The following is a 12,689-nucleotide window of genomic DNA, read 5'->3' on the forward strand; positions in this document are numbered from 1 at the left end:
CGCCAGCTCGCCCGCGGGCGCGTCCGGCCGGACGGCGGGCTGGCCGAGCCGGCGGGCGAGGCCGGCGAGTTTGGCCTCGTGCGCGACCGCGACCACGGGGGTCCCGGCGGCGGCACCGGCGAGCAGCGCATGAAAGCGCATCGCCACGAGCAACCTGGCCGAAGCGGCGCTGGCCCGTGCCTCGGCCAGGTCCGCCGGCGGTGCCAGCACCGTGCTGCCCGCAAGCCGGGCCCGCAGATAGGACGCCATCTCGCGGTCGTCCGCACCCGTGCTACCGACCTGCCACGGCTGAAGGAGCACCCGCAGCCCGTTCGCGCTCTGCTCGGCGAGAGCCTCCGCGAGCCGGTCGAGCAACAGCGAGAGCTCCTTGCCGGTGGCTGCCAGATGGCTCAGCGCGACCAGGACGGTATTCTCCCGGTCACGGTACCGGCCGCCGGTGTGCGGCGGTGGGTTCAGCGGTGGGTTCAACAGCGTCCACGCGGGGTCCGAACCGACCCGGAACGGTGTCGGGGCGCCGCAGCCGCGCAGCAGGTGAGCTGACTCCTCGTCGCGCAGCACGAGGAGATCGATACGGCGGACCAGCTCCCGCGCAAGCCGTCGCGAAAGCGGGTCGGCCAGGAGACCGGCGCCGACACCGACCGCGGCGACCCTGCGTCCGAGCGTCCGTGCCGAGGTGACCAACGCAAGTGAACGCACCAACAACGAACGCGCCGCACGGCCGGCGCTCGGGTGCAGGGTCTTGAAGATGGTGCCGCCACCGAGGACGACCACATCCGCGCTCAGCAGAGCCTGGGCGACCGCCCACGGATCATCGCTGTCGACGGCGTCACATCCATAGGTGTGCTCCGTCCATCCCGGACGCGCCGTGGTGACCACGAAGTCGCAGCCGGGCAGCGCCCGCAGAAACGCCTCCAGCAGCGCTTCGTCGCCCGGATTACGCTGTCCGAACGCGCCGGCCAACAGCACCCTTGCCACCGGTCACCTCCTCGTAGAGGTCGAGATGGCGGCCGGCCACCGTGGGCCAGGACCTGCCGTCGGCGAGGAACGCGTTCGCCGCGCGGATCCGGTCGAGCCGAGCGTGGTCCCGCGCAAGCTCGCGCAGCCGTTCGGCGAGCTCCGCCGGTGTTCCCGGTATGGTCATCAACGGTGGGGCACCGACGCAGTCCGCGAGCGCCCGCGACAGCAGCACCGGGGTTCCGTAACCGAAAGCCAGCGCCAGCACGCCGCTGCTCGCATGCGGCTTCGGATACGGCAGCAAGGCGAGGTCGGCAGCGCCGAACCAGTGACCGACCTGCTCTTCTGGCACATATCCGACGAACCGCACCTTGTCGGCGAACCGCTCGCGGAGCGCGTCCGCGTAGCTGTGCGTCCCGGTCATCCGCGGATGGTCACCGCCGGCAACCACGAGCTGGACGGTGCCGCCAGCCAGTACAGCCGCCTCGCAGGCCAGCTCGAGGCCCTTGTAGGGCGCCACGAAACCGAAACAGAGAACGGTCAGCCGACCGTCCAGGCCGAGCGCGAGCCGGCTGGCCCCGCGGTCCGGGGTGACAAGATCCTCGATCCCGTGCGGAATGAGCACGGCGGACGGCACGACATCGGTGAACGCACGCTCATGGACCACGACCGCGTCGGCGAGCCCGCTCACCACCCGCTGCAGGCCGGCAAGCCCGCCGCGCGCCACCGCCGCCGGTACGGCCACCCGGTGCATCCGCGTGTACTCCGCGGTGACGTCCTGGGGTGACACAACCTGGTGCATGGTGACGACGACCGCGGGGCGGCCACGCCGCCGGGCGGACAGCGCCGTCACCAGTGACGGCAACGCCGCGGCCCCGCCGTAGAGGAACAGCTCGTGCTGCAGGTGGATGATCGGAGCCCCGGTCTCGCGGGCCGAGCGCCATGCGGCCAGCAGCGACCACGGCCGGTTGCCAAAGGCTCGATGCACGGTGGGGATTGGCTCGTCGCTCGGGGGCACCGCGGCCGATTCACGAACGTTGAGCTTGGGCGCGACCACCGCGACCGTCGCGCCCGCGTCAACCAGTGAGGTCGCGAGGTTCGCCGCGTAGGAGGCGACGCCGCTCGTCCCGGCGTGCTTCGCGCCGCGCGGTGGATAAGGCGCGACGAGCGCGACGTCAGGCCGCGACATCGACAGCTCGCCGGCCTGCCGCGAGCAACGCCGAGGCAACCGCTGGTTCGCCGCGGGCGGGTGCCGGGACCGGCAGCATCCGATGCCGCAGCCACAGGCGTAACAAGGAGACGGCCATCCGCCGGCTGTCCGCGAGCAGGTCCAGCCGCGAGCCCTGCTGGTCGATCCAGACCGTGGGCACCTCCGCCACCTCGCACCCCAGGGCGCGGGCGACGACCAGCAGGTCGACGTCGAAGAGGAAGTCGCGGGCGGACAGATACGGCGTGACCTGGTCCAAGACGTCCCGCCGAAACACCTTGGCGCCGCACTGCGTATCGCAGTAAGGCAGTTTGAACATCAGCCGAACCAGCATCGCGAATCCAGCACTTGCCGCGCGGCGCCGCAACGGACGGGCCACGGGCAGCAGCGAAGCCGGATGCCACCGGCTGGCCACCGCCGCGCCGACGTCCTGGGCGACCGTCGCGAGCCTCAGCAGCTCACCCGGCGGGGTGGCGCGATCAGCGTCGACAAAGGCGACGAGTCCCGCGTCGGCCCGCCGGAGCGTCTCCGTTATCACGCCGCCCTTGCCAAGCTTCGGGTAGCGATACATCCGCAGCCTGTCATCGACGGCCTGATAGCTCCGGACGATTGCCGCGGTACCATCGGTGCAATGATCCAGCGCCACGAAAAAATGAAAGCCCGGCGCGTCGAGCGCACGCAGATAGCTGTCGAGCGTGCGACCGATCCGATGCTCCTCGTTATGCGCGGGAATAATGATGTCGAGACGCATTGAGCTCCCTTACCAGGAGAACCGACGGAGGCCGGAAACAAACTCGCCGGCAGGCCACCAGAGCTATGGCAAAAATTCGGCGGCCCTGACAGCGCATGGCAGCACGACCGGCCGCCGGCCGCGGTGCGGTCTGATCCGCCCGCCCCCTCCCCCGTGGATCCCAACATTGGACACACTCATCAGCAGAATTCTCAGCCAGGCTCTACCCAGCCAGTTTCCTGGTCGTGACTGCCAAGAAACGGCAGAGTTGCGGTTGCATGGCTGTTTGCTCCGGGCATGGTGTCCGTATCCGAAACTCCGGGCGGAAATCAAGCGAAACACTACGATGCGTTACAGTGAATGAATACACGTTCAGGGCGGGACCGCATTCCGGGCCGCGGCCCGCCTCGATCAGCCCGGTCGGTCCACGCCCACCGAGCGCCCACCGAGCGCCCGGCAACAGAGGCGTGGACCAAGGAGCGGGGCTGGGGTACGCGCCCCAGCCCCGCGACGCCGCGTCCCCTGTTGCCGGCCGCGCCGCAAACAACACCAGCCGAACGCCGCTGTCACACGGCCGCGGGCCGCCATCCCGGATGCTGGTCGTCCGTCTGGGGCGGCACCGCGGGCGGATGGCGGCGAAGCGCCCCCCGGCAACGCCGGCAGCGAATATCCCCACGCTGGGCGACGCGGCCGCAGCCAACCGCGCACGGCACCGACTCATACGGCCCGAGAGCAAGCTGGCCCGCATAGTCGCCGACCAGCAGCCGGCACTGGCAGCGCATCACGTCACAGCAGACGAGCAACTCGCCACGGCGATGCAGCCGCCACTCATGGCCGCATTCCCCACACGGCCTCACCGGTCGACTCACGTTCATTGTCCGCCCCCGATCCGAGCCGGCGGCGCGCTGGCCGCCGACGGCAGTTTGCTCAGCCAGAAACCCGCGCCTTCCACCGCTTCCAGCGCGTGGGGCTGTTCACCCAGCGGTCACCGGCGCCTGGGTGGTGGCCGCCGCGGAAGGAGCGGCCGATGGTGGTGCTGTCGTGGTCGCCGCGGGCGCCGCGGGCGTGCTGGCAGGCGGTCCGCTGCCCGCTGGTGACGGAGAAGGGGATGGCGAAACGGTCGGCTGCCCGGTCGCGGCCGGTGCCGGCGAAGCCGCGGACGCCGGCTGGATGACGGCAGGTGACGCGGCAGGCGACGGGGCGGCAGCCGGCACGGTGGACACCGTGGCCGCGGTGGGCCCAGGCTCGGGTGCGGCCGATGCGGGTCCGCTGGGGCTCGGTGCCACATGTGGCTGCGGGAGGTCACCTGGTGTCGGCGTCGGGTCGGCCGAGCCGCCTGGGGTGGGCATCAGGGCGGGGGTGGGGCCGGTGGACATCGGCTCGGTGGACATCGGCTCGGTGGGCAAGCCAGCGGCGAGACCGGCCTGTCCTACCGCCGGTGCGACGGTTGGCGGCTCACCCGCGACAACACCGCCGCCGGGGTCCTTGCGCAGCGGTGGGATCGCCAGCGGATCCACCGCCGCGCCGCCGGCGGGCGGCGGCGGCACCGTGAACGGGCCGACCGTGGTTATCCCCGTACCGCGGATGGCCCGCGAGAGCCGGACCGCGCCGATATAGCCGTCGAGCCACAGCGGTGTGATGCGGACCACGTCTCCGGTCTGCGGCGCATGGATCACCAGGCCGCCACCGACGTACATCGCGACATGATGGATCGTTGCCGGATCAGCGGTGTCGTAGGCGTAAAAAACAAGATCGCCGGGTAGCAGCTCAGCCAGCCGGACGGCCTGGCCGACCCGGGCCTGGTCCGCGGCGACCCGGGGGATAAGGATCCCCGCGGTCGCGAACGCCCGCTGGGTGAGCCCGGAACAGTCATACGAATCCGGGCCTTGCGCCCCCCACTCATACGGCCGGCCCAGCTGGCTGAGAGCAAACAGCAGCGCCGCGCGAGCCTGTGCTGACGGACCGAGGCCCGCGACGTCCTGGGCCCGCACGACCGTACGCCAGCGGGCCAGGCCGGGCACATTGAGCTGGTCGCCGCCGGCTCCCGGCGTCGCGTCCGCCTGCTGAACAAGATCGCTAAGATTCGCCCGCAGCGTGCTGTACGGCTGCCGGGCCCAACCGCCGGACAGCCCGGAGCCGCCGGCAACGTCGGCCGTCCCGCTCGCCGCCACCAGGAGCGGCGGAGGCGAGACGGAGCGCGGCAGGGCCACTTCGGAGCCGCCCAGCCCGTACACCGCCATGCTGGCGGCCAACATGATGCGCACGAGGTGCCGAATCTCGTGCCCGCCCCCCTGTGCCCGCATGCTCCTCCGTTCATCCGGACCGCTTTCAGCTCCCGGCGGCAACAGGAATGCGGCCGCTGCCCCGGGCATGTCGCGGGGAGATACCGCACGGAAAACCGATCACCGCCACCGCACGCCACCCGCGCGGGCACCGCGGGAACACACCAGCCGCTCGTACCCGCCGATTTCTCCAGGCGGCTGCCGACAGCCATCCCCCCTGTAAGCGATCCGCTATCCCCCGGTAGGCGATTCGCACGCCCTCACGCTTCCATACGTTATACGGCGGGAGCCCATCGCTCCCGCCAGTCAGCCGGCCACATTTTAGCGGCTCCGGCAATGGAGCTGTCCGGCTCGCGCCGCCCAGGCCGCGCCCTGCCACGTTGCCGTCGGTCCACGCCCAGCGCGGGACGCCTTCCGCCGCCGCCTCGCGATCCATCCACCCAGCCGCCGCGCCCTGATCGAACACCCTATTGCCGGGCGCTCTTATTGATCAGAAAAACTCGCCAACGCCACCAACTAGCCACCCGCCGGCCATGGAGAATTTGCCGCGGCGAGATGACCAGGAAATGCGGTGAGGACAGAGTTGAGACCCGTGATCGGGTCGATCTCCGCCGGCCGCGGGGAAGGGGCCGGGGGCAGGGAAACCAACAGACCGGGGCGTGGCGGGGCCGCGCATGGAGATTTTTTTCGCGACACGTCGCAGGCGAGCACGCATTGACTGTGGCATTTCCATTCACCCGCGGGTAGCCCCGCGCCCGTTTCGGGCCGGCGGCGCCCCGGCCGCGGCCGGCAACCAGCCGAAGGCGGTGCGAGCATCTCCTTCGCGCCGCCGACGACACGACGATCAAAAGTGTCCGGCAACAGATGCGTGGAGCAAGGAACGGGGCTGGAGTGCGTGCATCGCGAGGCGGCGTGGGGAGCCGCCCTGCTGGTGCGCGCCCCCACCGCGCGACGCCGCGTCCCCTGTTGCCCGCCGCTCTCAGGGGGGAGCAATCGATGGCCAAGGATGGGGCCGGCCAGCGCCGGCCGCGGTACAGCGGGCCACCACGCGGCGCGTTCATCAGGACGGCACGCCGGAGCAGGCTCCGGGGCAGGCCGGCCGGCCGGGGGGCCGCATGACCGTCTCCGCCGGGAACGCCACGCTCGCCAGCGCCGCCGGCATCTCGCTGCCCCGTCGCCGGATCGCGACCGAGCAGATCATGGTTATCGCGGGCCAGCTCGGCGCGGGCGGCGGCAACCTGCTCTTCTCGATCGTCGCGCTGCGGCTGCTGAGCCCGAGTGACTATGCCGAGCTTGTCACATTCATCGCCCTCTATCTGCTGTTACACGTTCCGACGGCCAGCCTGGCGGTTGGCAGCGCCATCGCGCCAGGTGACGAGCGGCGGCTACGCCGCGCCGGGCTGGGGCTCGGCGCCGGGGCCGGGGCCGCCCTCGCGGTGGCGAGCGTGCCGCTGGCCGCCGCGCTGCACCTGTCGGTGGGGCTGCTGCTCGTCCTGGCCGCCGCGGGTCCCGGCGCGGGGCTGCTGGCGCTCGCTCGGGGGAGGCTGTACGGTGCCGGGCGCACCGGCGGGGTCACCGCGAGCCTGCTCGCCGAGCCGCTGGGACGGCTGGCCTTCGGCACGGTGCTGACCGCGCTGCTTGGCCCGGTCGGGGGCGCGGCGGGCGTGGTCGCCGCCGGCTACTGCGCGCTCGGGATAGCGCGATGGCGCGCTGCCCGGGTGCAGCCGCCGGAGCCGGCAGCGGCCACCGGCGCGAACCGTCAGCCAGCGGCGATGATCGTTTTTCTGCTGCTCGCCGTCCTAGCGAACCAGGATCTCCTGTGGGCGAATGCGCTCCTCGGCCGGGACCAGGCCGCGCTGTTCGCGGTCCTGTCGACGCTCGGCGGGGTGGCCGCGTTCGCGACCGCGACCATCCCGATGGTGCTGCTGCCGCGGGCCGCGCAACGGGATGCCGGGGCAGTGCTGGTCGCGCTGTCCGGGGCGGCCGCGGTCGGTATCGGCGCGCTGCTGGTGGTCGCGGTGACGCCGACCGGGTTCTGGGTGTCGACGCTCGGCCCCGCCTACGCCGGCACCGGCCAGCTCGGCCTCGCCTACCTCGCGGCGATGGCAATGTTCGGCCTGGCCCGGGTGCTGGCCGCGGAGAACTGCGTCACGGCCGGCGGCCGAGCGACCGGCATCGCCGTCGGCATCACCGCGGCCGGCCAGGCGATCGGCATCACGATCTTCCATCACGACGCGCGCTCGATCGCGCTTGTCACGTTGGCCGCCATGACCGCGCTGACGATGTCGGTGGGCACCGTGACCATGCTGCGCGCCCGGCCCGCTCCGCTGGCAAGCATGTGGCTGCTGCGGCCACGGCCGGTGACAGCCACCCACATCCGGTGGGCGGTGGCCGGCCTCACGGTCCTCGGGATCGTCGTCCGGTTGCTGTCACCGCACAGCATCTGGGTCGACGAGGCGATCAGCATCCGCCAGGCCAGGCTCTTTCCGTTCCAGGAGTCGATCCGCGCGCTCCGGGACACCGACGTACACCCGCCGCTGTTCGCCACGGTGCTGTGGTTACAGGTGCACCTGTTCGGGACAAGCCAGTTCGCTGTCCGGCTGCCCTCGATCGTGACCGGGAGCCTGCTGGTGCCGATGCTTTACCTGGCCGGCCGTGATCTCTACAACCGGCGTGCCGGGCTGGCCGCGGCGGCCCTCGGTGTCTTCGCCCCGTTCGCGGTCTGGTATTCGCAGGAGACGCGGATGTACCCGCTGTTCCTGCTGTTCGGAGTCACGGCCACCTGGGCACAGGCACGGGTGCTGAAGGCCGGCGGCCGTAGGGCGTGGGTGGTGTACACCCTGGCGAGCGCGGCCCTGCTGTGGACCCATTACTTCGCGACGCTGCAGGTAATCACGCAGCAGATCGTGTTCGCCGTGATTGTCTGGCGCCGACACGGAACACGCCGGACCACCCGGGACGGGCCCGGCATCCTCGTGCCGTGGCTGGCGAGCCTGGCCGCGCTGACGTTACTTGCCGCGCCGTTGGTGCCGTTCGCCAGCGCTCAGCTCCACGCCTACGGCACCCGTGGTGGGGTGGGTTTCGCGGCTCAGGCCGGTGACACGGTGGCGGCGGGTGGCCATCCGCTGCTTTCGATCTACTCGATCGGCGCGAACGGGGTATGGGCTGTCTGGGGCTACCATTCGGACGCGATCGTGGCCACCCTCGTCGCGGTGTGGCCAGTGGGAATGCTGGTCGCGTTCCTGCTGCTCGGCCGCGGCTGGTCCCGTAGCTCACTGTTGCTCGCCGCGACCGTGCTCGTCCCCGTGCTGTGCCTGTTCGCCCTCGGCACGCGGAAGGAGAACCTGTTCGAGGTCCGCTACTTCGTCGGGATCCTGCCTGGCCTGATGCTCCTCGCCGGCCGGGCGCTCACGAGCTGGTTGCGGACCACGCCGGGAATGCTGCTCGGCGTCGGGCTCGCCACGCTGACGCTCGTGGTCGCGCTGGTGGACCAGCAACTCAATCCGAGCGACCCTCGCCTGTACGACTTCGACGGTGCGTTGAAGCACGTCACCGCGCATGCGCAACCGGGCGACATCATCGTCTACACCCCGATCTACCTGGTCGACGTCGTCGATTACTACGCGCCCGGGCTCCCCTCCTACGGTCCTGGCCCCGGCGTTCTGGCGCGCGCCAAGTCCGCCCGCCACGTGTTCGTGGTCGGAAGCTTCCTGTCCGATCCCAATGTGGCGGTGGACACCGGCGCGCTGCTGGCGCGGCTGGAACTGAGCCGACGGGTCGTCAACACCTTCCACGCCCCGCAGGTAATCGTCTGGGAGCTGCAGTGACCATCACGCCGGAACACGAAACAATCACGCACAGCCAGCAACTGCCTTCCGTCGCCCCCGCGGCGCGTCCACCGGTCGCCGACAACGCCAGGAACGGCGCCAGGAACGGCGCCAGAAGCGAGACCAGGACCGCCATCTCCACGGACCCGCGGCTCGCGCCGCCGGCATGGCAACCGATGGGGCCGGGCCGGACGCTGCGGCGCCGGATGCTGCTCGTGCTGCCGCTGAACGTGCTCGCCTTCTTCTGGTATTTCGGCTGGCTGCTCGCGCCCGGTCGGGTCGGCAACGTGCTGCTCTACGCCCTGTTGCTGCTTGCCGAGGTCTTCAACGCGGTGCAGGCGCTCGGTTTCTGGTGGACGTGCTCCCGGGAGCGCGTGCGCCGGCGCCGCCCGCGAGCAAGCGGGCGGCTGGCCGTGGACGTCCTGGTGCCGGTCTACAACGAGCCGGTCGACGTGGTGGAACCGACGCTGGCCGCGGCGGTCCGGATGCGGGGGGCGCAGGTGCATGTGTGCCTGCTGGACGATGGGGACAACCCGCGGATGGCCGCGTTGGCCAGCCGGTACGGCGTCACCTACATCACCCGGCCGGACCACCGCGGCGCGAAGGCCGGCAACCTCAACCACGCGCTCGGCCGGACCTCCGCGCCGATCGTGGTGATCTTTGACTGTGACCACGTGCCGCACCCGGAGTTCCTGGAAGCGACGCTCGGCTACCTCGACGACCCGGGTGTGGGTTTTGTACAGACACCGCAGTACTACGCGAACGCCTCGACCAACGAGGTCGCCGGGACGTCATGGGCACAGCAGGCGCTTTTCTTCGGTGGGATCGCGCGGGGCAAGGACGGCCTGGGCGCGATGTTCTGCTGCGGAACGAACATCGCCTTCCGCCGTACGGCCCTGGCGGAGGTGGGCGGCTTCCCCGAGGACTCCCTGACCGAGGACTTCGAGCTGTCGATCCGCATGCACACCCGCGGGTGGCGGTCGGTCTACGTGCCCGAGGTACTGGCCAGTGGCCTCGGGCCGGCGGACATGGCCTCCTACACCAGCCAGCAGCTGCGGTGGTCGCGAGGCTGCATCTCGGCGATCCCGGCGGTGCTGGCCGCCCGGCTGCCCCGCCGGCTGAAGGCACAGTACCTGCTGTCCGCGGGGTACTTTCTGGCCGGCTGGACCGTACTCATCTATATGATCATGCCGCTGATACGGATCATGTTCGGCATCCAACCGATCACCGCCGCGAGCGCCGACCAGTTCCTGCTGCACTTCGCGCCCTACTTCACCGTGGCGCTGGGCACGGTTGCGCTGGCCGGGAACGGCAGCTACACCTTCGCCGCCTTCACCCTGCAAAGCGCCAGCTTCTGGATCGGCGTGGTGTCCACGGTACGGGCACTACTACGCCGGCCTGGACGTTTCGTCGTCACGCCGAAGCAGGGCGGCGGGCACTGGCAGCCGACCGTGGTGGTGGTTCCCGTCGCCGTGGCCATGCTGCTGATCGCCGCATCGATCTACGGGCTGGCCCGGGACCAGGGGCCGGGCATGGCGAACAGCGTCGCGTTCGCCGGTGTGCACGCCGCGCTGCTGCTGCGCGGGTCCATACCCGCGCTGGGATGGCGAGGCCGGACCGCCCGCACCGCCGTCGCGCGCGACGCCCCGCCGATCGCGGCCTGACCCCGGCCCTGTGACACGATCCCGGGCGTCGCACGTGCGAGTAGAGCCGGCGTTGTCGATGCACGGTCGTGGGCGTGGACGATCGCGCTCCCGCTCCCCCGTACCAGTTGTTGAGCCTGGAACGGATCGCCGATCTACTGGCTGGTGCGGACGAGTCACGACGGTGGCGCCTGATCGCGGAGTTCCTGGAGGAGTACCGCTGGGAGCCGGTCGAGCTCCGTTCGAGCCTCCGGCATCATGGCTACTCGCGGGCTGGTTACCCTGTTCGGCCTGCCCATAGCGCACAGATGGGCAGTGCCCAGATCCGGTCGTCAAGATCGAAGGGAATCGGGCCGGTGTGGAACACGACTCCCGCGCGGAAGTCCGGGCCGAGCTGATCGCGCAGCCACATGAGGTGGCGGGCGTCCCGAGCCGTCGGCGCCGAGGAAGCCTTGATCTCGATCCCGATCACTTCGCCTCCTCCGAGGTCTATGACGACGTCGACCTCCTGGCCGTCCCGGGAGCGGATGTGGTGCAACCGGGCGTGAGGGTGGAGAAGGGTCACTTCCGGTCGTAGTTGGGCGACGACGAAGGTGTCAATCAACCTGCCGAGCAGGTCTCCGTCCCGCAGGACGCTCCGCTCGTCCACCCGGGCGGCGGCGAGCGCGAGCGCGGGATCGGTCAGGTACCGCTTCGCCCGCTTGGTCAGCCTGTTCAGCCGGTTCGTCGCCCAGGCAGGAACGAGTTCGGTCAGGTAGAGGGCAGCCAGGATCCGGTCGTACGCGCCAGCGGTCCTCTGGTTGATTCCGGCAGCCTGGTAGACCGTGCTCTCAGCGGGAAGGCCCGCCGTTGAAAGCCCGAGAACCTCGAGATAGCGACGTAGTCGTACGGGGTCCCGTTGCTCCCCCGCGGCCAGCACGTCTCGATTGACGACGTGATCGATGTAGGAGTCCAGCCAGACGAGTCGCCCTGATGCGCTCAGGTTCAAGGCCGCCTCGGGGAAGCCGCTCCTCAACGCCTGGTCGACGTAGTCATCCAGGCTCGGAGGCGGGCCAGAAATGCCCAGTTGCGAGATGTCCGAGTTGAGAAGCAGATCTAGCAGACCCGGTTGATCGACGGAGCGAGCGATCTCCCGCTGGGTAAGGCCGTGCAGCACCAACCGGACGACTCGACCCGTCCCGGGCCACTGGCGGGTCGTGAAGTCGGCTTCGACGCTGCCGGTAAGGAGAAACCGGCCGGGACGGGGATCGTCGTCGACCGCGCGCTTGACCGCGCCCAGGATCTCCGGCACCTCCTGCCACTCGTCGAGGAGGACTGGTTCCCGCGCCCGGCGCAGTGCCGCGTCCGGGTTCGCGGCAACCGCCGTGGCGACCGCGGGGTCATCCAACCGCAGGATGTCGTTGGCGATCCGCCGGGCGGAGGTCGTCTTCCCCGCGGCACGCGGGCCGGTGACCATGACAGCGGGCAGCCCCGCGAACAGACTCGCCAAGCGCCCGTCGGCGATCCGCGGAACATACCTTGACGTGGCCATACAGCCACGGTACACAATCTGCGAGCCCAGCAGTACAAAATTTGCGAGTCTGCTAGTACAAGTATTGCTGGGTCATCACTACAAGGTTTGCTGAGGGACTCGAACCCCTGGCCCCTCACACCGCCAGCCCCATCAGCGGGCCAGGACTAGTGCCTGATATGGGGTATCAGATGGTTCGCGTAAGAACGGGTTGGTTTGGATGGATCAGGTCAGGATGAACCTGGTTCGCTCGGAAAGGATCCTCGTTGAACGGCACCCAGGCTGGTTCGGCGGTTGACGTAGACGCAGCGGCGCGGCTGGCGGAGGTACTGCAGCCGGAGGCAATCGATCGGCTGTTGGCGGACGCGGAGGCGTCAGGAACACCGATTGATGGCGTGGACGGGCTGCTGGCCCAGATGACCAAGGCGGTGCTCGAACGCGTCCTGGAAACAGAAATGTCGGATCATCTCGGCTATGAGCGTGGGGATTCCTCGGGGAACGGGTCGGGGAACTCGCGTAACGGCCACGGTGCGAAG

General features: G+C 70.2%; 8 protein-coding genes. 3 read left to right on the forward strand and 5 right to left on the reverse strand.

Translation table 11 applies throughout. The features are described from left to right. The 4 genes from MJ777_RS18035 to MJ777_RS18050 form a co-directional block, all read right to left on the reverse strand. The coding region (locus MJ777_RS18035) for a polysaccharide pyruvyl transferase family protein (RefSeq protein ID WP_239377241.1) at positions 1-975 on the reverse strand (975 nt) is incomplete at its 3' end. Beyond that, positions 935-2,143, reverse strand: coding sequence for a glycosyltransferase (locus MJ777_RS18040; protein ID WP_239347195.1), 1,209 nt, complete (start codon positions 2,141-2,143; stop codon positions 935-937). The genes MJ777_RS18040 and MJ777_RS18035, both read right to left, overlap by 41 nt. Beyond that, positions 2,130-2,912, reverse strand: a complete 783-nt coding sequence (locus tag MJ777_RS18045) for a glycosyltransferase (RefSeq protein ID WP_239377242.1) — start codon at positions 2,910-2,912, stop codon at positions 2,130-2,132. Before MJ777_RS18045 ends, MJ777_RS18040 begins: the two co-directional genes overlap by 14 nt. A 953-nt stretch (positions 2,913-3,865) precedes the next feature. Continuing rightward, entirely contained in the window at positions 3,866-5,194 is a 1,329-nt protein-coding gene (locus MJ777_RS18050) for a C40 family peptidase (RefSeq protein WP_239377243.1), read from the reverse strand. 1,094 nt (positions 5,195-6,288) lie between these two features. Between MJ777_RS18050 and MJ777_RS18055 the strand changes: the two genes are divergently transcribed. Both MJ777_RS18055 and MJ777_RS18060 read left to right on the forward strand, forming a co-directional pair. Then, entirely contained in the window at positions 6,289-9,000 is a 2,712-nt protein-coding gene (locus tag MJ777_RS18055) for a glycosyltransferase family 39 protein (protein ID WP_239377244.1), read from the forward strand. Further along, positions 8,997-10,664 (forward strand): glycosyltransferase, encoded by a 1,668-nt coding sequence (locus tag MJ777_RS18060; protein ID WP_239377245.1) that lies wholly within the window; start codon positions 8,997-8,999, stop codon positions 10,662-10,664. Before MJ777_RS18055 ends, MJ777_RS18060 begins: the two co-directional genes overlap by 4 nt. A gap of 256 nt (positions 10,665-10,920) precedes the next feature. On the opposite strand, the gene MJ777_RS18065 is transcribed toward MJ777_RS18060, so the two are convergent. Continuing rightward, positions 10,921-12,174, reverse strand: a complete 1,254-nt coding sequence (locus tag MJ777_RS18065) for an ATP-binding protein (RefSeq protein ID WP_239377246.1) — start codon at positions 12,172-12,174, stop codon at positions 10,921-10,923. Between the two features lie 296 nt (positions 12,175-12,470). On the opposite strand from MJ777_RS18065, the gene MJ777_RS18070 reads away from it, so the two are divergent. Further along, positions 12,471-12,689: transposase (locus tag MJ777_RS18070; RefSeq protein ID WP_239377250.1), on the forward strand; the 219-nt coding region annotated here is incomplete at its 3' end.

The sequence above is a fragment of the Protofrankia sp. Cj5 genome, assembly GCF_917627405.1.
Lineage (GTDB): Bacteria > Actinomycetota > Actinomycetes > Frankiales > Frankiaceae > Protofrankia.